The 23,455-nt window shown below is 49.1% G+C and carries 20 protein-coding genes; 17 read left to right on the plus strand and 3 right to left on the minus strand.

Going from position 1 to position 23,455, the window contains the following annotated elements:
• The first annotated feature begins 5 nt into the window (after positions 1 to 5).
• From rsmH to B2118_RS01615, 7 genes are read left to right on the plus strand one after another with little or no spacing between them, the layout of a single operon-like run.
• The gene (gene rsmH / locus B2118_RS01585) at positions 6 to 899 is read left to right on the plus strand and encodes a 16S rRNA (cytosine(1402)-N(4))-methyltransferase RsmH (protein ID WP_428052752.1); all 894 of its coding nucleotides are present in this window, start codon (positions 6 to 8) and stop codon (positions 897 to 899) included.
• The gene (locus tag B2118_RS01590; RefSeq protein WP_428052754.1) at positions 896 to 1,153 is read left to right on the plus strand and encodes a septum formation initiator family protein; all 258 of its coding nucleotides are present in this window, start codon (positions 896 to 898) and stop codon (positions 1,151 to 1,153) included. Before rsmH ends, B2118_RS01590 begins: the two co-directional genes overlap by 4 nt.
• A 2-nt stretch (positions 1,154 to 1,155) precedes the next feature.
• Positions 1,156 to 2,868 (plus strand): peptidoglycan D,D-transpeptidase FtsI family protein, encoded by a 1,713-nt coding sequence (locus B2118_RS01595; RefSeq protein ID WP_428052756.1) that lies wholly within the window; start codon positions 1,156 to 1,158, stop codon positions 2,866 to 2,868.
• A gap of 17 nt (positions 2,869 to 2,885) precedes the next feature.
• Positions 2,886 to 4,229: a UDP-N-acetylmuramoyl-tripeptide--D-alanyl-D-alanine ligase gene (locus B2118_RS01600; RefSeq protein WP_428052758.1), complete on the plus strand. Its 1,344-nt coding sequence runs from the start codon at positions 2,886 to 2,888 to the stop codon at positions 4,227 to 4,229.
• Positions 4,230 to 4,232: 3 nt separating this feature from the next.
• A complete protein-coding gene (gene mraY, locus B2118_RS01605) occupies positions 4,233 to 5,318 on the plus strand; it encodes a phospho-N-acetylmuramoyl-pentapeptide-transferase (RefSeq protein ID WP_428052760.1) in 1,086 nt (361 codons plus the stop codon).
• Positions 5,319 to 5,323: 5 nt separating this feature from the next.
• Entirely contained in the window at positions 5,324 to 6,544 is a 1,221-nt protein-coding gene (locus B2118_RS01610; RefSeq protein WP_428052761.1) for an FtsW/RodA/SpoVE family cell cycle protein, read from the plus strand.
• Position 6,545: 1 nt separating this feature from the next.
• Positions 6,546 to 7,628: a UDP-N-acetylglucosamine--N-acetylmuramyl-(pentapeptide) pyrophosphoryl-undecaprenol N-acetylglucosamine transferase gene (locus tag B2118_RS01615; RefSeq protein ID WP_428052764.1), complete on the plus strand. Its 1,083-nt coding sequence runs from the start codon at positions 6,546 to 6,548 to the stop codon at positions 7,626 to 7,628.
• Positions 7,629 to 7,896: 268 nt separating this feature from the next.
• On the opposite strand, the gene B2118_RS01620 is transcribed toward B2118_RS01615, so the two are convergent.
• Entirely contained in the window at positions 7,897 to 8,334 is a 438-nt protein-coding gene (locus B2118_RS01620; protein ID WP_428052765.1) for a type IV pilin protein, read from the minus strand.
• Between the two features lie 142 nt (positions 8,335 to 8,476).
• On the opposite strand from B2118_RS01620, the gene B2118_RS01625 reads away from it, so the two are divergent.
• From B2118_RS01625 to B2118_RS01640, 4 genes are all read left to right on the plus strand, one after another.
• Positions 8,477 to 8,806 carry an ArsR/SmtB family transcription factor gene (locus tag B2118_RS01625; protein ID WP_428052767.1) on the plus strand — a complete coding sequence of 110 codons (330 nt, stop codon included), beginning with the start codon at positions 8,477 to 8,479 and terminating at the stop codon, positions 8,804 to 8,806.
• Complete coding sequence (locus B2118_RS01630; RefSeq protein WP_428052769.1) at positions 8,803 to 10,710, plus strand: heavy metal translocating P-type ATPase; 1,908 nt, start codon at positions 8,803 to 8,805, stop codon at positions 10,708 to 10,710. The genes B2118_RS01625 and B2118_RS01630 overlap by 4 nt, the downstream gene beginning before the upstream one ends.
• A gap of 424 nt (positions 10,711 to 11,134) precedes the next feature.
• A complete protein-coding gene (locus B2118_RS01635; protein ID WP_428052771.1) occupies positions 11,135 to 13,240 on the plus strand; it encodes a glycosyltransferase in 2,106 nt (701 codons plus the stop codon).
• Between the two features lie 11 nt (positions 13,241 to 13,251).
• The gene (locus B2118_RS01640; protein ID WP_428052773.1) at positions 13,252 to 13,932 is read left to right on the plus strand and encodes an acyltransferase; all 681 of its coding nucleotides are present in this window, start codon (positions 13,252 to 13,254) and stop codon (positions 13,930 to 13,932) included.
• Positions 13,933 to 13,986: 54 nt separating this feature from the next.
• Here the strand turns inward: B2118_RS01640 and ppdK are convergent, their stop codons facing one another.
• The gene (gene ppdK / locus B2118_RS01645) at positions 13,987 to 16,815 is read right to left on the minus strand and encodes a pyruvate, phosphate dikinase (RefSeq protein WP_428052775.1); all 2,829 of its coding nucleotides are present in this window, start codon (positions 16,813 to 16,815) and stop codon (positions 13,987 to 13,989) included.
• 156 nt (positions 16,816 to 16,971) lie between these two features.
• Positions 16,972 to 18,045 carry a [FeFe] hydrogenase H-cluster radical SAM maturase HydE gene (hydE, locus tag B2118_RS01650; RefSeq protein ID WP_428052777.1) on the minus strand — a complete coding sequence of 358 codons (1,074 nt, stop codon included), beginning with the start codon at positions 18,043 to 18,045 and terminating at the stop codon, positions 16,972 to 16,974.
• 173 nt (positions 18,046 to 18,218) lie between these two features.
• Here hydE and B2118_RS01655 point away from each other — a divergent pair, with 173 nt between their 5' ends.
• From B2118_RS01655 to B2118_RS01680, 6 genes are all read left to right on the plus strand, one after another.
• Entirely contained in the window at positions 18,219 to 18,389 is a 171-nt protein-coding gene (locus B2118_RS01655; protein WP_428052779.1) for a hypothetical protein, read from the plus strand.
• A 300-nt stretch (positions 18,390 to 18,689) separates the two neighbouring features.
• Complete coding sequence (gene rpsO, locus B2118_RS01660) at positions 18,690 to 18,959, plus strand: 30S ribosomal protein S15 (protein WP_177746373.1); 270 nt, start codon at positions 18,690 to 18,692, stop codon at positions 18,957 to 18,959.
• A gap of 8 nt (positions 18,960 to 18,967) precedes the next feature.
• Entirely contained in the window at positions 18,968 to 21,079 is a 2,112-nt protein-coding gene (gene pnp / locus B2118_RS01665; protein ID WP_428052780.1) for a polyribonucleotide nucleotidyltransferase, read from the plus strand.
• Positions 21,080 to 21,151: 72 nt separating this feature from the next.
• Positions 21,152 to 22,516: a S1C family serine protease gene (locus tag B2118_RS01670; protein ID WP_428052782.1), complete on the plus strand. Its 1,365-nt coding sequence runs from the start codon at positions 21,152 to 21,154 to the stop codon at positions 22,514 to 22,516.
• 87 nt (positions 22,517 to 22,603) lie between these two features.
• Positions 22,604 to 23,107, plus strand: coding sequence for an acetyl-CoA carboxylase biotin carboxyl carrier protein (locus tag B2118_RS01675; RefSeq protein ID WP_428052784.1), 504 nt, complete (start codon positions 22,604 to 22,606; stop codon positions 23,105 to 23,107).
• A 2-nt stretch (positions 23,108 to 23,109) separates the two neighbouring features.
• Positions 23,110 to 23,373 carry a hypothetical protein gene (locus tag B2118_RS01680; protein ID WP_428052786.1) on the plus strand — a complete coding sequence of 88 codons (264 nt, stop codon included), beginning with the start codon at positions 23,110 to 23,112 and terminating at the stop codon, positions 23,371 to 23,373.
• The last annotated feature ends 82 nt before the right edge of the window (positions 23,374 to 23,455 follow it).

Consider the following 23,455-nt stretch of genomic DNA (forward strand, 5'->3'; position numbering starts at 1 on the left):
ATTTTATGACAGAACAACTTTGGACCCATATCCCCATTATGGCCGCGCAGATAGCGGACTATTTGCTTACCAATTTTGAAGGCACTTATATTGACGGTACCTTGGGCCTTGGCGGGCATACCAAATATTTTTTAAGCCACTTGGGCGCGCGTGCGTGCGTGTTGGGCTTTGATAAGGACGAGGAAGCCCTGAAAATGGCCCAAGAACGCGTAAACGACCCGCGTTTAAAAGCGTTTCACAAAAGTTATACCGAGGCCCCGTCGGTGCTGAAAGAATTAAATCTTCCGGGGGCGGACGGCGTGCTGTTTGATTTGGGGTTGAGTTCTTACCAGTTGGATAACCCGGCGCGCGGATTTAGCATTTTGCGCGACGGCCCCCTGGATATGCGCTTTGACAAGCAAAATCCGTTAAGTGCGGCCGTTATCGTAAACACTTGGCCAATGGCGGAATTGGAGCGCGTTTTGACCCAATACGGCGAGGAACGCAACGCTACCAAACTTGCGCTTGCCATTATGCACGCCCGCAAGGAAGCCCCCATTGAAACCACCCAACGCTTAAAAGAGGTGGTGGAAACGGTGTACGGCCCTAAACGCGGTAAAACGCACCCGGCCACGCAAACCTTTCAGGCGTTGCGTATTGCCTGTAACCGGGAATTAGAATCGGTGGAGCAGGTGCTCAACTCGCTGGCGGAAATCATTAAGCCGGGCGGCCGGGCGGCTATTTTAACCTTCCACTCGTTGGAGGACCGCTTGGTAAAGACCCATTTTAAGGCCTTGGCGCAAAGCGGGGAGTGGAAACTGGTTACCAAGCACGCCCTCGCGCCGGATTACGCAGAAGTCCGCCAGAACCGCCGTGCCCGCAGCGCCAAATTGCGCGTAATTGAAAGAGTGAAGAAATGAAATACTTTGTGTTATTATTTATCTTGTGTTTGTTTGGTTTTATGGTGGCGGCGATGCGTATTGAAATTAACCGCTCGGGCCGGGCTATCAGCCAAGTGCAAAACGAGGTGGAAATTAAAGAAGCCCGCAACCAATATTTGGAACTGGAAATTGCCCGCTTGTCCGGGCCCCAGCACGTTACGGCTTACGCGCAGGAAAAGTTGGGTTTAGTACCTGCCAAGCCGCACGAAATTATTATTTTGGACGATAAATAAGTATGTTTAAAAGACCCCTCTCATCCCCGGATGTATTTAACGTCAAAAGCCGGATGAAGATTGCCGTAAGGCTCATTTTAGTTGCGCCGCTGCTGATTTTTTGCAAACTTTTTTATATGCAAACCTTTCAGCACGACGAGTTTTCGGATAAGGCGGAGCGCGCCATTTATAACTATCTGGCCGAAGACCGCCTGCGCGGAAAAATTCTGGATGTAAACGGGCGCGTGTTGGCTGAATCGGTCCGCACGCACTCCTGCGGCATAAATAAACGCTATGTAAAGAATAAAGACAAAACAGTAGCCTTTTTATCCGAAACCTTGGGTTTACCCAAATCATTTATTTTAAATAAATGGAAGACTTCGGCCAATTTCTTTTTTTTAGCGAAGAAAATCAAGCCGGATAATTACATTAAAATTTCTCAAATTATGCGCACTTCGCTGGGGCAAGGTTTGGAACTTTCTCCTGAATACACGCGTATTAACCCGTATAAGGATAGCGCGTTGGATATTATTGGAAAGTCAAACTCCAAAAACTTGGGGCTCTCCGGCGTGGAGCAAATGTTCAACCGTGAACTCAGCCAGGATATCAGCAAAAAGCGCGCCAAACGCGCCCGCCGCGGCGAAATCATTTACGATAGAAAATTAAAAGAGGAACTTTCCGTCGCTAACGTTTATTTGACGATAGACGAGGTCGCCCAGTTCTATGCCGAAACCGCCCTCAAACGCGCGGTGGATTCCGTAGGGGCCGAACACGGCATTGCAATTGTGCAGGAACCGAAAACGGGCAAAATTTTGGCCGCCGCTTCCTACCCGGTTATAGACGGTCAGTCCTTGGCGTTCCAATTTACGTATGAGCCGGGCTCCACTTTTAAAACGATTGCGGTTTCCTCGGCGCTGGATGCGGGCGTCGTCAGCGTTACGGACAGTATTGATATGGAAGGCCGTCGCTGGGAAGTGGCCCGCGGGGTCGTTGTGCGCGATAACCAGCACAAAAAAGATTTCCTGTCTATTCCCGAGATTATGCAACTTTCCTCTAACATAGGCGCCGGGAAAATTGCCGTAGAATTGGGAGCCAAAAATCTGTTCTATTATATTAAGGCCTTTGGTTTCGGCACCAAGACGGATATTAACTTTAACGGCGAGTCCAAGGGCAATGTGCCCCCGTATAACAAATGGACCAAAGTAGATACCGCCACTAAGGGGTATGGCTACGGGGTGGCCGTTACGCCTATCCAGTTGATTAACGCCTATTCCGCGGTGGCAAACGGCGGCGTGCTGATGCAGCCGCATCTGATTGACCGCATTGAATACGCGGGCGGCAAGGTGGAAAAACTTTCCAAACCCGTAAAAATCCGCCGCGTCTTGCGCGAGGAAACCTCCCAAACGATGATAAAAGTGTTGGAAAGCGTGGTAGAGGCCGGCTCGGGTAAGCGCGCGCGCATTACGGGCTATACCGTGGCCGGAAAAACGGGTACGGCTGAAAAATTGAGCAAAGAGGGGGGATACGCCAAGCGCAGCCATATTGCTTCATTTTGTGGTTTTGTGCCCGCCAGCGACCCGCAATTTACGATTTTGGTAGTGTTGGATAACCCCGCCAAATACACCTTTGGCGGTACTGCCGCCGCTCCGGCGTTTAAAGAAATTGCCGAGCGGCTGCTCGCCTTAAAGGGCGTTCCACCCGACCAGTTGGACTTTGAGCCGGGCACCAAGATTTGATTTAGTAAGGAGACCGTATGAAACTTAATTTGTCTGTCCGCAAAATTGCGGAAATTACCGGAGCGGAACTTATTTCACCCGCGCCGGACACACTTGTAACCGCTTTTGTTACCGATTCGCGCGTGGTGGCCCCGGGCGATGCGTTCATCGCCTTGAAAGGCCAAAAGCACGACGCCCGCAAATTTATCCCCGATGTGCTTGCCAAAGGGGCAAGCGTTATCTTGGCCGAAAAAGGTTTTGACGTGCCCAAAAATTCCAAGGCGTCCTTTTTGCTAGTGGACGATTCGTTAAAGGCGCTCCAAGCCCTTGCCAAATACCACCGCTTAAACAGTACCTTAAAGGTAGCCGCCATTACGGGTTCCAACGGTAAAAGCACCACCAAACAAATGCTTCGCGCCATTTGCGAAACCGCGGGCGAAACGGCCGCCAATATGGGCAATTTTAACAACCAGTTCGGTGTGCCCTTTTCCTTATTGGAAATCCAGCCCAAACACAAATTTGGCGTGTTTGAACTGGGGGCTTCCCACCCTGGCGATATTTTGGAAACGGCCTCTTTGGCAGTGCCGGATGTGGCGGTAATTACCAATGTGGGGCCGTCCCACTTGGAATTTTTCCACGATTTGGAAACCATTTATAAAACCAAAACCGAAATTGCCCAATGTTTAAATTTCGGCGGAACCTTGGTGTATAATGCCGACGATGAATATTTATCCCGCCTGAAAACGGAGTTTAAGGGTAAAAGTTTGTCCTTTGGCTTCCATCCGGGGGCGGACTTGCAGATTTTAGATACCGAAAAATTCTCGTTTACCTATAAAGGCGAAGCCTATGTGCTGGATTTGAATTTGGCCCGCCACGACAAGTTAAACGCTGCGGCGGCCGCTGCGGCGGCTATTGCCTTAGGCCTGTATATGGATAACGTAAAGAAAGGGCTGCTTTCCTTTACGCCGATGCCGATGCGTATGGAGCATTTGCATAAAAACGGCGTGGGATTTATCTTGGATTGCTACAACGCCAATCCGGCCAGTATGAAGAACGCCCTGGAAATTTTGGGCCGCGCTTGCGACGAACCGCGCGTAGCGGTGCTGGGTGATATGAAGGAATTGGGAGAAACATCCAAGGAATACCACCGCCTGGTGGCCAGAGAGGTGCTTGATAACCACATTAATTATTGCTTTTTAGCGGGGCCGGAAATGAAATACGCCTACGAAAAATTGCAAACCGCGCCGGGCGTAAAGGTATTTTACGCCGAAACGCCCCAAGGCTGGACGGGCGAGTTAAAAAAGGTGCTTGCCAAGGGGGGAACCTGCCTAGTAAAAGCGTCCCGCTCTATGAATTTTGAAAATATTTTAAAGGAGATTTAACCCGTGCTTTATTATTTATCGCAATTTACTGATAATCTCAGTTTTTTAAATATATTTAGTTACATCACGTTCCGCACCGGGGCGGCGATATTTACGTCCTTTTTCTTGACGCTTCTTATCGGTCCCAAGGTGGTGGCCAAGTTGCGTTCCTACAAAATCCAGCAGATTGAACGCCAATACGGTCCGGCTTCCCACTTATCTAAAAGCGGTACGCCGACAATGGGCGGGCTGCTGATTTTTGTCAGTTTGATTGCCAGCGTTCTCCTGTGGGCGCGGTTGGACAGCAACTATATTTGGCTGCTGGTGTTTACCACGGTTACGCTTGGGATTGCGGGCGTAATGGACGATTACACCAAACTCGTTAAAAAGAACCCGGAGGGGATGAAGTCCTCCATTAAATTGGCTATCCAGTTGTTTACGGCGGTGGTAGTGGTGGGCTATTTGGCCTTAAATCCGCCGAACGGGGAATATTCCACCTCGCTTATTATCCCGTATATGAGCAAGATGTTTATTGACCTGTCCGTTTTTTATTTTGCGTTTGCAATGTTGGTGATTGTGGGCTCGTCTAATGCGACGAACCTGACGGACGGCTTGGACGGGCTGGCCAGCGGTTGTATGGTCTTTACGGCGGCCACTTACGGGATTGTGGCGTACTTGGCGGGCAACTTTCACTTTGCGGACTATTTAAAAATTATTTATGTGCCGGGTGCGGGGGAAATTACCGTGTTTATGGGTGCGCTTATCGGGGCGTGTATGGGGTTTTTATGGTTCAATTCTTACCCCGCGCAGGTGTTTATGGGCGATACAAGTTCCCTCTTTTTGGGCGGCGTAATCGGTACGGCGGCCCTGTGCGTAAAGCAGGAACTCTTACTCCCTATTGCGGGCGGTATTTTTGTATTGGAAACTGTGTCCGTAATGCTGCAAATGGGGTACTTTAAATTAACGCACGGCAAGCGGCTTTTTAAAATGGCACCTATTCACCACCATTTTGAATTAATGGGTGTGCCGGAGCCCAAAGTGATTGTGCGCTTTTGGATTGTGGGCGCAATGCTGATGCTGTTGGCCTTGGCCTCGCTTAAAATCCGCTAACGCTTATGAAACTATTTAACAAAGCGCCCCATCGGCGCAATACCTTTACGCGGCGCACCCCGTCTATGGCGGGGCGCGGGTTTTCCGCCGGGCGACAGACCGGGTGGAGCCCGCTTAAACTGGATATGCGCATATCGTTTATTGCGTTTGCGTTTGTGCTCTTTGGGCTGATTTTTACCTATTCGTCCAGCGCGTTTGATTCCACGCTCTTCTTTAAACGCCAAATGCTGTTTGATTGTATGGGCGTGTGTGCGGCGTTGTTTTTGTCGCAGACGTTTGACCGTTTAATGCGCATTAAACTGTTTAAGCCGATAAACCTGATGTATTTTACCTGGGTGCTACTGGTTATTGTGCTTTTTACGCGCCAGCAGGCCAATGTGCACCGCTGGATTGACTTCGGCTTTTTTAAGTTGCAGCCCTCGGAAATTGCCAAGGTAACCTTGGTGATTTATATTGCCGACTATTTGGAAAAGGTGGCCGGACGGCTTGCCAAAAATTGGAAACTCCTCATTAACCCTATGCTGGTGGCGGGAATTACCTTGGGGCTTATTTTGCTGGAAAAGGACTTGGGAACGCCAATTCTTATGGGGGGCGTATTTGCCTTAATGCTGTTAATGGCGGGGGCGCGCTTTTTGCACTTGTGCGTGCCTGGCGTTATACTATCGCCTGGGCTGTACTATTTGCTCTTTGGCGTGGGGTACCGGCGCGACCGTATGCTGTCCTTTTTAAACCCGTTTGCCACGGAAGGCACAACGGGCTACCAGTTGGTGCAATCGTTCTTGGCGGTAGGTTCCGGCGGCTGGTTTGGCAAAGGTTTAGGCAACAGCGAACTGAAACTGGAATATTTGCCTGCCGCCCATACGGACTTTATTTTTTCCATTATGTGCGAGGAAGTGGGGTTGTTTGGCGGGTCCATTATTTTAGGTTTCTTTTGCTGGCTGCTTATCCAAGGGGTCAGTTTGGCCCGCATTGCCAAAACGCATTTCCGCAGTTTTACCATTTTCGGGCTGACTTGTACCATTTGCTTGCAGGCGTTTTTTAATATGGCTATGGCTATCGGCCTGCTGCCCACCAAGGGTATTGCCTTGCCGTTCTTTTCCTACGGCGGTTCGTCTGTGATTATGACGCTGGTAATGATTGGCATTATCTTAAATTTGGCCGCGGTGGATAACACGCAAAATAACGTGCGCGAGGACATCACGCACTTTAAAAACAGGAAAAAATAATATGAATAAACGCTTTTTAATTGCTTCCGGCGGAACGGGCGGGCATTTTTACCCAGGTTTTGCGCTGGGGGAAGAATTTAAACGCCAAGGGTGCGAGGTGCTTTTTGTCGTCCGAAAGGACGACCCCGCCGCCAAAGTCTTGTCCGCACACGGATTACACTATAAGGAAATTGACTTTATGGGCTTGCCGCGCTCCATTAACCCGGTGCGGCACTTTAAATTTGTGTGCAAACTACTTAAAGCCCTGCGCCAAACGCGCCAAATCGTGCGCGATTTCCGGCCGGAGGTGGCTATCGGTACGGGCGGATATATTTCGTTCCCGCTTATTTTTACGGCGCATTTTATGGGTGTAAAAACGGCGGTGCACGATTCCAACGCCCGCTTGGGACTGGCCAATAAAGTATGCGGCAAATTTACGGACCTTTTTATGCTGGGCTTGCCCACGCCCGAAAAGGTAAAAAACGGCGTACTTACCAGTACCCCGGTGCGTGCGGAATTTGGTCTGCCGGCGGACCGCGCGGACCAATTAAAGGCGCTCCATTTGGACCCCACAAAACCGACTGTGCTGGTAGTGGGGGGAAGCCAAGGTGCCAAGGATTTAAACGGGGCCGTAGCCGCTTGCGCCAAGGCGTTTTCCACCTGGCAGTTTATCCACATTACGGGCGAACGCTGGTTTGAAAGTGTGCGCGGGTTGTATGCCGGGCTTTCCAATGCGGCGGTACTTCCGTATTCGCACGAAATTTACGCGCTGATGAAATCGGTGGATTTGATTATTTGCCGCAGCGGTGCGAGTACACTTGCCGAACTAATGTGCTGTAAGTTGCCCGCTATATTGGTGCCGTTTCCGCACGCGGCGGCCAATCACCAATATTACAATGCCAAAATTTTTGCGGACGCGGGGTGCGCGCAAATCGTGCCGGACGACGCCCATTTGCCCGCGGCTCTTGCGCAGGCCTTTAAGGCATTTGTGCAGGAAAATACGGCTGAAAAATTAGTCGCTATGCGTGCTGGGTATGACAAGTTGCTCCTGCCTAATCCCCTAACGGCGGCTCACTCCATAGCGGAGCGGTTAAAGAGTTTGTAGTTATAAAAGCGGGGAAATCCTAAACTGGCGGCCCGTTAGGGTTCCAGTATCTGCCTTATTAATAACAACAGATCCTGGACTACGACTTTCCAGGATGACGGCAACTACAAACGGCCCAAGCGGTAGATTCTGAAAACCTTGTGCCCCGCCAATACATCGGGGCTGACGGCAACTACAAGGAATAAGACAAATAATCCTATACCAACATTTAACATATAAAAAGCACCCCGGGGCTAAAATTCCCCGGGGTGTGGAGGTAGACGATAATTTAGATTTTCTCCATATAAGTACAGATTTCTTGTAAATCAGAGCCACCTTCGCATCGTTTTCCACCACCGGCATCCATACTTGAAAAAGATACTGTAAAAATCTCTGTATCTCCCTCATAACGGGTTACTAGCAGTTGGTTGTTATCGCAAAAATCCAAGGTATATTTAAAAAGGTTGGTAGTAAAAGTATTACCATTAATAGAACCACCCTTCAAATTTACGTCAGCAATTTGGGAAAAGGAATTTACACATTCATCTGGATTTGCTTGTTTAAAGCGTTCCTCGGCGTCCAAAATTGCTTTTGCATTTACGGAGGCTTCTGCTGTCCTCGCTTTTTCTACCGCAAGTTCGTACTGCGGCAAGGCAATGGCCGATAAAATGCCGATAATCAGCACTACGACCAAGAGTTCAATTAAAGTAAAGCCCTTGTTATTCATAATTTCTCCTTAAAAAAAGTTTACACACATAGTATAGCAATTTTGGCGCGCTCTTCAAGCACTAAACTTGACATAAAGGACAAAATTCATTATACTAATATATGAACATATGTTCACATATTTTAATTTATAGGATTGAACGATGAACAAAACCCCTAAACACGTTTGCAAACCATCCTTGCAACTGCCCGAAGATACCCTCTATGATTTGGCCGACCTTTTTAAAGTGTTTGGCGACAGTACGCGCCTGCGCATTTTGTGCGCTTTGTTTAACTGTGAACAATGCGTCCAGCACATTGCGGACGAACTGGGTATGACCCACTCGGCCATTTCGCACCAGTTGCGCTTTTTAAAGCAAAACAAACTCGTCAAAAACCGCCGGGAGGGGAAAACGGTGTTTTACTCGCTGGCGGACGAACACGTCAAACGTATTTTTGACCAAGGGTTAGAACACATACAGGAGGGGTTATGAGTCATCATCACGAACACGCCTGTTCCTCCTGCCACGCCTGCGCGTGCGCCCACGGGCACGAAAGCGAACCGCACGGCGGCGAGTGGAAGAAATTAGCCATAGCGGCGGGGCTGTTTGTTATAGGTTTTGCTTTGCCCGTGTCGCTTTATATAAAATTGCCCCTTTATTTGGCGGCCTATTTTATCAGCGGATCCGAGGTGTGGCAGGCCTGTTACCACAATATAAAAGAGGGCAATTACTTTGACGAAAATTCCCTTATGGCGGTAGCCACTTTGGGTGCGTGGTGCATTGGCGAATTTCCCGAAGCGGTGGCCGTAATGCTTTTTTACCAGGTGGGGGAATTGTTGCAGGAATACGCGGCGGGCAAGTCGCGCAGCAGCATTGTAAGTTTAATGGATTTGCGCCCCGATTTTGCGCGCCTTGTTAAGCAGGGCAAAGAGGACAAGGTCGCCCCGCAAACGGTTAAGGTGGGGGATATGGTACTTGTGTTGCCGGGGGAACGCGTGCCGCTGGACGGCGTGATTGAAAGCGGAAGCGGCCATTTGGATACGTCTGCCTTGACGGGGGAAGCCCGCCCGGTAACCGCCCAAGCGGGCCAGCAGGTGTTGGCGGGGGTAATCAGCGTGGATGGCACCTTGCGCGTAAAGGTGGCAAAGACGTACGAAAATTCCGCCGTTGCCAAGATTTTGGAACTGGCCGAAAATGCCGCCAACAAAAAATCATCCGCCGAAAAATTTATCACGCGCTTTGCCCGCATTTACACGCCGGCCGTGGTGTTTGCCGCCGTGGCGGTAGCCGTGTTGCCGCCGCTTATTTTGGCGGATGCCTCGTTTAAAACGTGGTTTTACCGCGCACTTATTTTCTTGGTGATTTCCTGCCCGTGCGCCTTGGTAATTTCGGTGCCGCTGGGGTTCTTTGGCGGGATTGGCGGCGCCGCCAAAAACGGCGTGCTGATTAAGGGCAGTTCGTACTTGGAGCAATTATCGCACCTTTATACGCTGGCGTTTGATAAAACGGGCACGCTCACGCAAGGCGTATTTGAGGTTACGGGCGCTTTCCCGGTGGGGAACGCTACGGAAAAAGGTTTGCTTAAATTGGCGGCGGTGGCCGAGCATTATTCCAACCACCCGATAGCCAAGGCTGTTTTGCAGGCAGTTGGGAACGCAAGCGAACCCGCCGAAAAGGTGCAAGAGGTGGCGGGTGAGGGGATTTGCGCTTCTATCAACGGCGCGCAAATTTTGGCCGGAAACGAACGCTTAATGGCGCGCTACAAGGTGGAAAATGTACAGACGGGGCGCGGAACGTGCGTATATGTGGCGGAAAACGGCGTTTTTAAGGGCCGTATAGAATTGGGCGATAAGGTAAAACCCGGCACCAAAGAGGCTTTAAAAACCTTGCAAAACGGGCTTGTGCACCAAGTAGTGATGTTGAGCGGGGACAGTATTTCCGCCGCCGAAAAAACCGCCTATGAACTGGATATCAGGCACGTTTACGCGGGGTTGTTACCCGCCGGAAAGGTGGAAATTTTGGAAAAATTAATGGCAAATACGCCCAAGGGCTTTGCCACGGCTTTTGTGGGCGACGGTATTAACGATGCACCCGTTTTGGCGCGCGCCGATTTGGGTATAGCAATGGGCGCGCTTGGCTCGGATGCCGCCATAGAAGCCGCCGATGTGGTGCTAATGACGGACGAGGTAAAAAAGATTATCTCGGCGGTTAAAATATCACGCAAGACCTTGCGCGTGATTAAGCAAAATATTGTGTTTGCGCTGGTGATTAAGGCCGCTGTGCTGGCCTTGGGCGCGGCGGGCGTAGCCAATATGTGGAGCGCGGTATTTGCCGATGTCGGCGTATGCCTATTGGCGGTGGCGAACTCTTTACGCCCGTTATACTTTAAGGAGTAGTCAAATATGCTATAATAAACGCAGTGCGCAGGGGAAACCCTGCACCGACAATTTAATGTTTTTGGAATCCTATTGAAGAATAGGAAGGCTTTGGAAAACCCAAAGTTCTGAGAGAGTCCAAAAAACAGTTAGTTTAGGCAGAAGATGGGGGGAAGTCATGAGCCCCTTGTCTTCTGCCGAGTGTTTCGCACATATTTTATATGGGCGGGACCACGGCTGTTTATTGGCAAGACTTCTCTCAGACTTGTCCTAACCAGCCGTTTTTTTAAGCCTTCCTTTGTTTTTCATCCTTGTTACCGCTTCATTTTTCGTAGGTTCCGTTCGCTTTCATACGTTACAGCACATACGTATGAACGGGAAAGGGGCTTATGCACATCTCCGCCAAGAGGCAGGCCCCTTCCCCTGCTTTGTGGAGGAACTTTTTATGAAAATCGCCGTCGTTATTCCGTCTAAAAATGGTCTGCACCATATGAAGGAGTGCCTGCCTACCGTCCTGGCTGCCGCCAAAAAATCTACCGTTCCCGTCAGTATTACCGTTGTGGTGGGGGATTCTACGGACGGTTCTATGCAAGAAGCTCCCGCGTTATTCCCGCAAGTTAAATTTTTGGAAAACCCCAAGCACGGGGCGTCGTCTGCGCGCAATTTTGGCGTGGCCGCTACGCAGGGTGAGTGGCTTTGCTTTTTGGATAATGATGTGTTTGTTGATGAAGATTTCTTCAATACAGCCCAAAAATATTTGCGCCCGGATGTGTTTTGCGTGGCGTGTGCGGGCTACTGCGCCTATCCCAAAAAAGCAGGCGCGTGGGAGCAGTTGGACGGCGTAAAATTATTGGGCTGGAAGAAAGGTTTTCCGCGTTTTACGCATAATATTTACAACGACGATTTGCCGGAAATGCAGGAATATCCCTCTTGGGGCGTGCAGGGAGCGTATTTCTTTTGCCAGCGGAGTTACTTTGATTTGTTAGGTGGTTTTGACGAAAATTTGGACCCGTATATGCTGGAAGAAACAGACCTTGTATATCGGGGTTTAAAACGTGGCTGGAAAGTGATTTATGCGCCTGATACCAAGCCTCGCCACAAATGCGGTGGCACGATTAACAGTAAAAAAAGTAAATTTACGCAATTTTTATCCAAGCGCAACCGCACTTGGTTTGTATGGAAAAATATACATGATTCATCGCTTTGTCTGGCGCATTGGCTGCGGTTTGTGTTTTCGTTTTCGCCCCGCTTGTGGAAGGAGTGCTTGAAGGACTATTCGGTTTTTCATAAGGCGGCCCTGCGCGAAAAATCTGCCCGCAAAAAGACGGATTTAGAACTGTTGGAAGAGTCCAAAGCGTTTGAACATAAATGCAAGGTAAGAGAAGTAGAACTCCGTCAGCAAAAACTTAATATCAAATTAGGGGTGGATTATTTGCAAGCCCGTTTAAACCGATATACCCATAAATATAATTCTGTAACCAAAATTGCAACGCATATGATGTGGGCTTGTTTCTTGGCGGCTATCAGCAAAAAACAAAAAAATAATCACATCTCCGGGCCGGTGCGCATTTGTTTAACCATAGAGGGCGGTATGGGTGATATGCTAATGAGCCTAAACTGGGCAACGGCTTTTTACAATAAGTTTTGTAAAGAAAAAGGGGTAAAGTGTTTTGTTTGTTGTCATAATATATCGTTGTTGCCACATTTAACAGCAACTTTGTCCGATTTTTTGTCTGAAAGTGAAAGAGATTCTCAATATTTTGATTTGAAAATAACTTGCAATAGAAGTCCGATTGTTCAGTATGCCAATTTGCAAAGATTACCCGTAGGTCTATTGGCCTATGTGGAAAAATTGTTGGATTTAGAACGGGAAAATAAATATTTTTTAACAGTTCCCTATAAGGATTGTATTACATACAACATCGTATCTAATATCCAAAAACGCTGGGCTCAACCTGATTTGGTAAATGAGTTTAACTTGCAGGAAGAGTGGGTTCTTGATGTACCGTTAGAACGGGAAAAAGAAACCTTACAAAAATTTGGTTTGACGGATAAAAAATATATAACTATAAACCGGGAAGTAGGGGATACGCAATTAGTAGATAGTACCAAATTATGGCCCGTGGAGTATTACAGAAAATTAGTTGCTGATTTAAAAGAAATTGCTCCGCAATATCAAATTATTGAGGTTGGGTGCGGAAAAGGTGAACGCATAGGAAACGCTGATAATAACTTGGCCGGGAAAACCTCGTTAGAGGAAATAAAAGTCATTTTAAAGCACTCTCTTTTGCATATAGACAGCGAGGGCGGGCTCGTCCACTTACGCCACGCATTAAAGGGGGGCTCGTCTTGTGTCTTTTTTGGCCCCAGTTCGCCAAAAGTGTTAGGCTATTCAGAAAATCTAAATTTGTGCAGTCGCGCTTGCCCCATACATTGCGAATTTTATTCCCGCACTTGGCAAGAAACTTGCATAAAACAAAATCATATTTGTATGAATACTATTTTGGAAAAAGATGCTTTAAAACAAATAAAAATAAAATTGGGGCTTTAATGAGGCATATTATGAAGAAAGAGGATAAGTTATATTTGAAACGTAAATATGGGTATTCCAAAATTTTGTATTTTATCCATTTGTTGGGAAGATACTGCAAAGAGTTATATCATCCAGAAAGATCTAAAAGACCACAAGTTTTCGGAAAAGGAAATATTATCACATTTATTCCCCAAGGAGTGCAAATAGAAATATATGGAGAGAATAATAAAATAGAAATAGCCCCTTCGGTAAAAAAATGGAAAGGGATAATTGCGTGTGGTGATATAGAAACCCCGGTATATAATTGTCATATAAAAATTGGTGAAAATTCTGATGCTAATGGTGTAAATATTATTGTAATGGAAGACAATACAACCGTTACTATTGGAGATAATTGTATGTTCTCTTGGGGGATATGGCTATTTGCTAGTGATACACATACCATTTATGATGTTAAAACCAAGAAATTACAAAACTGGGGAAAGGAAATTGTCATTAGTGATAATGTTTGGCTGGCTATGGACTGTACAATTTTAAAGAATAGTTTTATTGCTAAAAATTGCGTAGTAGGGGCTTCGGCGGTTGTGTCTGGTAAGTTTACGGAGGAAAACTGCGTAATTGCCGGGAACCCAGCCAAGGTTGTAAAGCGCGGCGTGGCTTGGGATAGGCGCCGCTCAAAGGAATATATTAAAGAATATCCAATGAATTAAAAAAACACCCCGGGAATTATTTTTCCCGGGGTGCTTTTCACATAAAAACAACTTTTATTTGCGTTTGTAGGCCAATACATCCTTGGCGGCGGCTTGCGCAGCAGCCAAACGCGCTATCGGCACGCGGAACGCAGAGCAGGACACATAGGTAAACCCTTCGCGGTGGCAAAATTCCACGCTGGCCGGGTCTCCGCCGTGTTCGCCGCAGATACCCACCTTCAAGTTGGGTTTCGCGTCGCGCCCTTCGGTTACGGCGTGTTCAATCAGCATCCCTACGCCGCGCTGGTCAAGCGTTTGGAACGGGTCGGCTTCCAAAATACCTTGCTTCAAATATTCGGGCAGGAACGCGCCGATATCGTCGCGCGAGAAGCCGAACGTCATTTGTGTAAGGTCGTTGGTGCCGAACGAGAAGAAGTCCGCTTCCTGCGCCACTTCGTAGGCGAGTACGGCTGCGCGCGGAATTTCAATCATCGTACCGACTGAAAAGTGGAGTTTCTTCACTTTCGTTTTGGCTACCACTTCGTCATAGGCGGCGCGGATGAGTTTCTTTTGCGTGATGATTTCGTTCACGTCGCAGGTGAGCGGAATCATTACTTCGGGTTCCGCCTTTACTCCCTCTTGAATAAGTTCGGCGGCGGCTTCAAAAATCGCGCGGGATTGCATCGTGGTAATTTCCGGGTACGTTACGCCCAAGCGGATACCGCGGTGCCCCATCATCGGGTTGACCTCGTGCAGGCCAGCGGCGCGTTCTTTAAAAACGTCCAGCGTAATGCCCAACGCTTCCGCCAGTTCGGCCTGCTTGGAAGGCAAGGTCGGCACAAATTCGTGGAGCGGCGGGTCCATTAAGCGCACGGTTACGCCGTATCCCGCCATCGCCTTCATCGTGGCCTTGATTTCCTTCTTCATATACGGGAAAAGTTCTTCTACCGCGGCTTTGCGTTCGGCTTCGTTGCCGGAGAGAATCATTTTGCGCAAGATAAAGAGCGGCTTTTCGGAGTTTTTGCCGTAGAACATATGTTCAATGCGGAAGAGACCGATACCTTCGGCGCCGAATTTGCGGGCGTTGATGGCATCTTCTTCCGTATCGGCGTTGGCGCGTACTTTAAGGACGCGCACTTTGTCGCAAAGGGCCAAAAAGTGCATTAAGTTTTTGTTGCCCTCGCCGGCGGTCAACATTTTCAAAGCCCCGTCATAGACGTAGCCTTTTGTGCCGTTTAAGGTTAAGGCGTCGCCCTCTTTAAAGGTTTTTCCGCCCATTTTAACGGTTTTGGCTTCCAGATTGATTTCCAGTTCGCCGCACCCGACGATGCAGCATTTACCCCAACCGCGCGCTACTAACGCCGCGTGAGAGGTCATACCGCCGCGCTGGGTTAAAATGCCCGCAGCCGCACGCATACCCTCAATGTCCTCGGGGTTGGTTTCTTCGCGCACTAAAATGGCCTTTTTGCCGGCTTCTTGCAGTTTAATGGCGTCAGCGGAGTTGAAAACGATTTCGCCACACGCGCCGCCCGGGCCCGCAGGCAGACCTTGGGCAATGGGCTTTACGCCCGCTTCGGCCTTGGGGTCAATGGCGGGGAGAAGGAGTTCACCCAACTGGGCAGGCGTTACGCGCAGGACGGCTTCTTCCTTGGAAATCAAGCGTTCTTTTACCATATCCAAGGCCATTTGCACGGCGGCGGTGCCGTTGCGTTTGCCTACGCGGCATTGGAGCATCCACAATTTTTGGTCCTCAATCGTAAATTCAATATCCAGCATATCGTGGAAATGCTTTTCCAGTTTCTTTTGGATAGCGTCCAATTCTTTATAAACTTTCGGCATTACCTTTTCCAAGGTGGGCAGGTGGGCCGAGTGGGCGTTAGCGGACCATTTGTTCATCGGCGAGGGGGTGCGGATACCGGCCACCACGTCTTCGCCCTGGGCGTTAATTAAATACTCGCCGTAGAAATGGCTGTCGCCGTTGCCGGGGTTGCGCGTAAAGGCTACGCCCGTGGCGCTGGTGTCGCCCATATTACCAAAAACCATTGTCTGCACGTTGACGGCGGTGCCCCAATCGTGCGGGATGTTTTCAATATTGCGGTAGGCAATGGCGCGTTTGCCGTTCCAAGAGGCAAATACCGCGCCGATAGCGCCCCAAAGTTGTTCCATCGGGTCGTCCGGGAAGTCCTTTTTCAAAACCTGTTTGACGGTTTTCTTAAATTCTACACACAGTTTTTTTAGTTCGTCCGCCGGGATATGCGTATCGTCCGTTACGCCGAGTTTGGTCTTTAAATCGCCCAGCATACCGTCCAAAATTTTGCGGATGCCTTCTCCGTCTTTGGGTTCAATTCCGGCGGCTTTTTCCATTACTACGTCGGAATACATCATAATCAGGCGGCGGTAGGCGTCATACACAAAGCGTTCGTCGCCCGTTTTGGCAATCATACCCGGGATAGTTTCCTCGGTCAGGCCGATGTTTAAAATGGTTTCCATCATACCCGGCATAGAAGCGCGCGCGCCGGAGCGTACGGACACCAAAAGCGGGTTTTTGGCAGAGCCGAAAACCTTTTTGGTTTCGCGTTCAATTTTTTTGAGGTTGGCCTCTACATCGGCCTTCAAGGTTTTGGGATAGGTGCGCTTATTGTTCCAATAATAAGTGCAAACTTCGGTGGTAATCGTAAATCCGGGAGGAACGGGCAATTTTAATTGTCCGGCCATTTCAGCCAGGTTGGCGCCCTTGCCGCCTAACAATTCCTTCATTTTGCCGTTGCCCTCGGCACGGCCTGCGCCAAAAGAGTAAATATATTTAGCGGTTTTTTTGAGAACGGCTTTCTTTACGGCTGCTTTTTTTACAGTCTTTTTAGCGGCGGTTTTAGCGGCCGTTTTCTTGACGGTTTTCTTTACCATATATGGTCGTTTCTCCCTTGTATTAAAATAACAGTTTTAACGGGGTACTCCCGTTTTAATTTCCTATATTGTAATACATTTCCGCCATAAAACAAAATTTTTTTGAAAAAGAAAAAAGGATTAGTCGGCAGACCGGGCAAAAAAGAGGGGGACTCTTTATTTGTTTTTGGGGGAAAACTCGTTGTTTTTATTCCTTAAATACTCACCGTGAAAGCCGTAGGACATTTGGACGGTGCGCCCGATAGATTCAATCTTGCCCGCAATGCAGTAGCGGCATTTTTGCGGGGTGTCCCCGGTGCAGATTTTGCCCGGATACAGTTCGTACATTTTGCGCGGTTCGCCCTCGGTTACGTTGGGCATTACCACATTGGCCCCGCTTTGCAAGGCCAAAAGGCGCCCCTGCGGGTGCAGGGTTTCCATAGCCGTAGTAGCCGGGATGTTAATATCCGGCAGTAACAGACGCATTACCGCCATCATTTTGAGGGCGAGTTCAAAGTGCCCCTGCGTGGTGTTGTTGGCGAGAGGCGTATGCGGGTGGGGGATAAACGGCCCGATTCCCGCCATATCCACGGGGAGTTGCTTAAAAAACAGCAGGTCATCCGCCAAACTTTCCAGCGTTTGCCCGGGCAATCCCACCAAGGAGCCGGAGCCAACCTCGTAGCCGAGTTCCTTTAAATCGGTTAAACAGCGGGCGCGGTTGTCCCAACTCATTTGCGGGTCCAGTTTTTCGTAAAGGGCTTTATCGGTGGTTTCTATGCGCAAAAGGTATCGGTCCGCCCCGGCCTGACGGTACAGGGCGTATTCCTCGCGCGTTTTTTCGCCAATACTTAACGTAACGGCCAAGTCCATTTTTTTGATTTGGTGGACAATATCGGCCATTTTATCAGCGGAAAACCACAAATCTTCCCCAGATTGCAAAACCACGGTTTTATAGCCGTATCCCGCGGCCTTTTGGGCCAAGGTTACAATTTCCTGTGGGGACAAGCGGTACCGTTTGGCGCAGGTATTGGAACGACGGATACCGCAATACATACAATCATTTTTACAGTAATTGGAAAATTCAATCAGCCCGCGCAAATAGACCTCATCGCCCACAAACTGCTGGCGGACTTCATCAGCCGCCTGAAAAAGGGACTTTGCGTCCGTAAGCGACAAGAGCGCGACAATTTCCGCCTTTGTGAGTGTATGCGTGGCCTTTGCTTTGGCTAAAATTTCCGATTCCGTAACCATATATATAAAGTATATCAAATGGAAAAACAGGCCAAAAGACCTATTTTGCACTAGGCCCGACGGGTGCCTTGGCGTGGGCCTAAAAATGGCGACGGGCTGGGCCCAAGGGCCCTGTTATTTCTCCGTCGGAAACAATATGATATAAATATAACTTAACGCGGAGGAGGCGCACAATGAAAATGCTTACAAAAACAACCCAGCAAGACCAAATCCTTAAAAAACAGCGCCTGGACCGGGAATTTGCCTGGATTAGCCGCGAATTTAAGGATATCCACACCGCCAGCGATGTGAAACTGGACAATGTGGACCTATACGCCGCCCTATTTTTAGGGTTTGCGCAATAAAATTTAAAAAACCTCCTACTCTTTGCGCCCGCCTAACCGCGGGCGTTTTTCTGCTATAATTATATGTAGATGATTGGGTTACGCCCCCCCCCATTTGTTTGCCCCAAATAGGTCTTGCAGTGCAAACTCCACGCAAAGAAAACCTATAAGGCTTCCCCAAAGCCCAGATAATTTGTTATAATTAACCTGTACTTTACTAAGTATAAAATTAACAATAGGAGAAGGCCCTTACTCCGGCTCGGTACTCCTTCGGATAAAGAGTGCTTGGTTGCGCAGCAAACGGCCTAAGTGTACAATAAAATGGTACTTTCGATGCAAGACAGAAAAGACATCATCAGCAAATTCCAATCCAGCGCCAACGATACCGGCTCTGCCGCCGTACAAATCGCGCTCATTACGGAACGCATCCAATATATTTCTAACCACCTCAAAGCCAACCCGAAAGATTTTGCGGGCGAAAGAGGCCTGAACAAATTGGTCGGCCAGCGCAAACGCTTGCTCGCTTATTTGAAGAAATCTGACTTTGAAAGATATCAAAAAGTTACCCAGGAACTTAAATTAAGAAAATAACTTTTACTATGCAAAATTTCAACCACAAATTTGATATTCAAGAAGTGGAAGTTACCGTCGGCAACCAAACGATTAAACTCCAAACGGGCTTAATCGCCAAGCAGTCCGACGGCGCGGTCGTGGCCACTATGGGTGAAACTATGGTCTTGGCTACCGCCGTTTCCACCAAAGAGCAAAAACCGGGTATTTCCGATTTTACTCCGCTTACCGTCAATTATAAAGAAAGAACCTACGCCGCGGGCAAAATCCCCGGCGGTTTTTTCAAACGCGAAGGCCGCGCCAGCAAAAAAGAAACGCTGTCTTCCCGTATTATTGACCGCACCATCCGCCCGATTTTCCCCGAAGGCTTCGCTTGCGAAACCAACGTAACGGCTATGGTTATTTCCAGCGACGAAAAGCACGATGCGGATGTGTTGTCCGTATTGGCTTCTTCCGCCGCGTTAGTCATTTCCTGCATCCCGTTTAACGAGCCTGTCGCTGCTGTGCGCATCGGCCGCAAGGACGGAAACTACATCGTCAACCCCACCAAAGAAGAACAAGAATCCTGCGATATGGACTTGGTTATTGCCGGTTCCGCGCAAGGTTTGTTAATGGTGGAAGGCGGCGCCAAAGAAGTAGAAGAAGACGCCATTATCAAAGCGATGGAAGTTGCCAAGCCGGAAATTGACAAGATGTGTGCTGTGCAGTTAAAACTGCGCGAATTGGCTGGCAAACCGAAATTTGAATACGTCGTGGAAAAACTGCCGCAGGAAGTGGCGGACCTCGCCAACGGCAAATTCCGCGAAGAAGCCAAAAAGATTTTGCACGCGTTTTCCGACAAGCAAACCCGCGATACGCAGGTTGCCCAGTTGAAGGCCTCTTTTACCGAAGAGTTGACCCCCAACTACGGCGATAATGCCGCCACCTATGCGGGCATCGCCTTGGAAAACATTATGTACGAAGAATCCCGCAACTTGGTGTTGCACGAAAACGTCCGCGTGGACGGCCGCAAACCCGACGAAATCAGACCTTTGAGTTCTATGGTTGGTTTGTTGCCCCGCGCACACGGTTCCGCCTTGTTCACCCGCGGCCAAACCCAATCCTTGGCGGTTGCCACTTTGGGTACGCCCGACGACCAGCAAATGGTGGAAGGCTTGGACGACACCACTTATGAACGCTTTATGCTGCATTACAACTTCCCGGGTTTTGCTACCGGTGAATGCAAACCGGACCGCTCTCCGGGCCGCCGCGAAATCGGCCACGGGGAACTTGCCCGCCGCGCTTTAATGCCGCTTATCCCGAGCGAAGAAGAATTCCCGTACACGATTCGCGTGGTCTCCGATATTATGGAATCTAACGGTTCCTCCTCTATGGCCAGCGTCTGCGGCGGTTCTTTGGCCCTGTTTGACGCGGGCGTGCCGATGAAATCGGCCTGCTCCGGTATTGCTATGGGCGCCATTTCGGGCGAAGGCAAATTTGTCGTGCTGTCCGATATTATGGGCTTGGAAGACCATTTGGGCGATATGGACTTTAAACTTACGGGTTCCCGCAAGGGTATTACCGCCTTCCAGATGGATGTAAAACTCAAAACGGGTATCCCGTTGGATGTTTTGCGCCAGGCTATCTCCCAGGCGACCAAAGGCCGTATGTTCATTATGGACCATATGGAGAAGACGATTGCCGAACCGAAGAAAAACATTTCCCGCTTCGCGCCTATCATCTTCAAAATGAGAATCCCGGTGGACAAAATCGGCGCCTTAATCGGCCCCGGCGGCAAGAACATTAAACGCATTACGGAATCTACCGAAGCCAAGATTGACATCGCCGAAGACGGTACGGTAACTATCGCCGCCGCCAACAGCGACCGCTTGGACCAGGCCAAAGCCGAAATTGATATGATGACTGCCGAACCCGAAGTAAACAAAATTTACAAGGGTAAAGTAGTGTCTATCCAGCCGTTTGGCGCGTTTGTGGAAATCTTGCCCGGTAAGGACGGACTTTTACACATTTCCGAAATTGAAAAACACCGCATTAACAAGGTGGAAGACGTATTAAAACTCGGCGACATCGTTGAAGTGAAATGCGTTGAAATTGACAATAACGGAAAAGTAAGACTTTCCCGCAAAGCCTTGCTCAAATAGTTTCACTTGATGTATATAAAAAGCCCCGGAGCCCTAACCCGCCCCGGGGTTTTTATTTGGTATAATAAACATATGTTCCGTTTATCTTCCCGCTTGGCAAAAAATAGTTGGCTGGTTTTAGCCCTGCTGTTGTGTCTGTCCTCGTCTGCCTGCAATTACCACGGGCGGTTAAAACGAACCCTTTACAAAGAGCCCGCTTTTAACGATAAAATAAACGCTTCCGTCTTGGTGGCGCACGATAAACTCCCGCAAGAACCCTTTACCTTTAAAGATTATAATCTTACCCCGGTAAACGCTTACAAAATTGACGTTGCGGACGGCGCAGGCGTGGCTACGGCGGACGCCTTGGGCACATTATTTGAGCGGGTGGAAATTGACTCTTCTAAACTGCGCCAAAATTACGATTACGAGGCCGATTTAAACTATTCCGTCCGCGCCGAGTGGCTAAACGGAACCATAAAGGGCACCGACAGCCAAGACTTTTTATGGGTCAAGCATTATATGTACCCGTATTTTCACACGCAGGTAACGCTTACCTTGCGCAATACGCAAACCCGCTTGCCCATTATACAATTATCAGCCGCCCGCAAAACGCCGCTTGAATTTAGCAATACGGCGATAGGATTTTATTGGTTTAACCGTTTGACGGGTTCCTTGCTCTTCCCGGTGTTGGCCCCGGGCTATACGCAGGCCGCTGGCAAAAGTATCCGCCGCACATTAGAGGATGATTTGCGCGCCTGTTTAAAAGAAATTATGCGGGATTTAGAGGAAAACCGCCTGCTTTTTGCTCCCCGTTACGCTGAGGCCGCTTTTCCGCGCAGCGACGGCGCCTATAAGGAACTCCTTGCCAAAACCGTGTATATAGAAACGCCGGATGGACACGGGAGCGGATTTTTCATTTCGCCCGACGGATATATTTTAACCAATTCGCACGTTGTCGGGCGGGAAAAAGAGATCCGCTATTATTTGTACCAAGATTTACCCTTTGAGCCTGCCACTGCTCGCCCGCCGTTCCGCTATGCGCGGGTGGTAAAGCGCAATAAATCGCGTGATGTGGCCCTGTTAAAGGCGGAGGGGGAGTTTCCGTATTTTAAACTGGATACGGACCGCTCCCACTACAAAACAGGGGAAACCGTGCAGACTATCGGCCAGCCCATAGATCAGTTTTGGACGGTCAGCGAGGGGATTATCAGCGCGCTTCAAAATACAAACGGGATAGACAATATCCAAACCGACGCCGCAATTAATAATGGTAACAGCGGTGGCCCGCTTGTTTTGCGCTCGTCCGGCGAGGTGGTGGGGATAAACTCCCGCGCGTTAAAACCCGCCTTGGGGTCGGGTATGGGGTATGCCATAACAGCCTTTGAGGCGGCGCGAACCCTGCAATTAACCTTCTCCGCCGACGGAAAACTGCTTCCGCCCGCCGGGGGAAAATAATACTTTTTGTTTCAAGACTCTCAAAATTATGTAAAATAGATTAAAGTAGTTTTGGGATTACTTACAAAACCGAGGTCATTTTGATTTATGAAAAAAACAGCAACTAAAAAAACGGCTTCCAAAGCGGCCGCTAAAAAGCCCGCCGTCAAAGAATCTCCGATTTTGAAGGACGTAAAACAACTGTACGGTTTTATGAAGGATAACAACCTGGACACCATTGAATACGACCAGAAAGGGTTATATCTGCGCCTGGTGAAAGCCAAACCCGCTATGGTGCCGGTGCCCGTCAATGTGGGCGGTGCGGTCAGCGCTTCGGGCGCGCGTGCGGCTGTTCCCGTGCAGGAACAATACAAAGAAGTAATCAAATCTTCCCTTATGGGTATCTTCTTCCGCGGTTCCACTCCTTCAGCCCCGCCCTTTATTAAAGAAGGCGCTCGCGTGGAAAAAGGCGACGTAATCTGCCTGATTGAAGCGATGAAGGTTTTTAACGAAATGCGCGCGGAATTCCCCTGCATTATCAAAAAAGTGCTGGTGGAAAACGGCAAACCGGTTAAACAGGGCGATGCCTTGTTTGCCATTGAACGGGTGTAACTATGACGCCGCTGCAAGAGAATATTCAAATTGCCGTTACCCGTATGAGTGAGTATTTGGCGGAGCATAAAACGGCTACGTCTTGGCAATTAAAATTGATGTTGCGCGTTTCCAGTTCGGTGCTGTTTTTGGCCTTGGGCGTGCTGTACGGACAGGGGAAAATAACCTTGGTGGCGGACGGTATTAATTACCACGTCATTTGGGGAGCCACCCCCGAACCGCAAGCCCCGGTACCACCCACACCGCCCGTGCAAGAGAATATGTAGTTTTTGCAGCCCCCGTGCAAGCGGGGGCTTTACATTTTTTGGGGAAAATGGCCAGGTTTTTTTGTTCGGTGCTACCGGCTAG

This window comes from Candidatus Avelusimicrobium stercoris (genome assembly GCF_002437085.1).
GTDB classification, from domain to species: Bacteria; Elusimicrobiota; Elusimicrobia; order Elusimicrobiales; family Elusimicrobiaceae; genus Avelusimicrobium; species Avelusimicrobium stercoris.

Excerpts from the sequence above, each read along its gene's own strand:
- B2118_RS01680 (WP_428052786.1), top strand. The coding sequence starts at position 23,110 with ATGACGCCGCTGCAAGAGAATATTCAAATTGCCGTTACCCGTATGAGT.
- B2118_RS01625 (WP_428052767.1), top strand. The coding sequence starts at position 8,477 with ATGAACAAAACCCCTAAACACGTTTGCAAACCATCCTTGCAACTGCCC.
- ppdK (WP_428052775.1), bottom strand. The coding sequence starts at position 16,815 with ATGGTAAAGAAAACCGTCAAGAAAACGGCCGCTAAAACCGCCGCTAAA.
- B2118_RS01600 (WP_428052758.1), top strand. The coding sequence starts at position 2,886 with ATGAAACTTAATTTGTCTGTCCGCAAAATTGCGGAAATTACCGGAGCG.
- B2118_RS01590 (WP_428052754.1), top strand. The coding sequence starts at position 896 with ATGAAATACTTTGTGTTATTATTTATCTTGTGTTTGTTTGGTTTTATG.
- rpsO (WP_177746373.1), top strand. The coding sequence starts at position 18,690 with ATGGTACTTTCGATGCAAGACAGAAAAGACATCATCAGCAAATTCCAA.
- rsmH (WP_428052752.1), top strand. The coding sequence starts at position 6 with ATGACAGAACAACTTTGGACCCATATCCCCATTATGGCCGCGCAGATA.
- B2118_RS01670 (WP_428052782.1), top strand. The coding sequence starts at position 21,152 with ATGTTCCGTTTATCTTCCCGCTTGGCAAAAAATAGTTGGCTGGTTTTA.
- B2118_RS01635 (WP_428052771.1), top strand. The coding sequence starts at position 11,135 with ATGAAAATCGCCGTCGTTATTCCGTCTAAAAATGGTCTGCACCATATG.
- hydE (WP_428052777.1), bottom strand. The coding sequence starts at position 18,045 with ATGGTTACGGAATCGGAAATTTTAGCCAAAGCAAAGGCCACGCATACA.
- B2118_RS01620 (WP_428052765.1), bottom strand. The coding sequence starts at position 8,334 with ATGAATAACAAGGGCTTTACTTTAATTGAACTCTTGGTCGTAGTGCTG.
- B2118_RS01640 (WP_428052773.1), top strand. The coding sequence starts at position 13,252 with ATGAAGAAAGAGGATAAGTTATATTTGAAACGTAAATATGGGTATTCC.
- B2118_RS01655 (WP_428052779.1), top strand. The coding sequence starts at position 18,219 with ATGAAAATGCTTACAAAAACAACCCAGCAAGACCAAATCCTTAAAAAA.
- B2118_RS01610 (WP_428052761.1), top strand. The coding sequence starts at position 5,324 with ATGAAACTATTTAACAAAGCGCCCCATCGGCGCAATACCTTTACGCGG.
- B2118_RS01615 (WP_428052764.1), top strand. The coding sequence starts at position 6,546 with ATGAATAAACGCTTTTTAATTGCTTCCGGCGGAACGGGCGGGCATTTT.
- pnp (WP_428052780.1), top strand. The coding sequence starts at position 18,968 with ATGCAAAATTTCAACCACAAATTTGATATTCAAGAAGTGGAAGTTACC.
- B2118_RS01595 (WP_428052756.1), top strand. The coding sequence starts at position 1,156 with ATGTTTAAAAGACCCCTCTCATCCCCGGATGTATTTAACGTCAAAAGC.
- B2118_RS01675 (WP_428052784.1), top strand. The coding sequence starts at position 22,604 with ATGAAAAAAACAGCAACTAAAAAAACGGCTTCCAAAGCGGCCGCTAAA.
- B2118_RS01630 (WP_428052769.1), top strand. The coding sequence starts at position 8,803 with ATGAGTCATCATCACGAACACGCCTGTTCCTCCTGCCACGCCTGCGCG.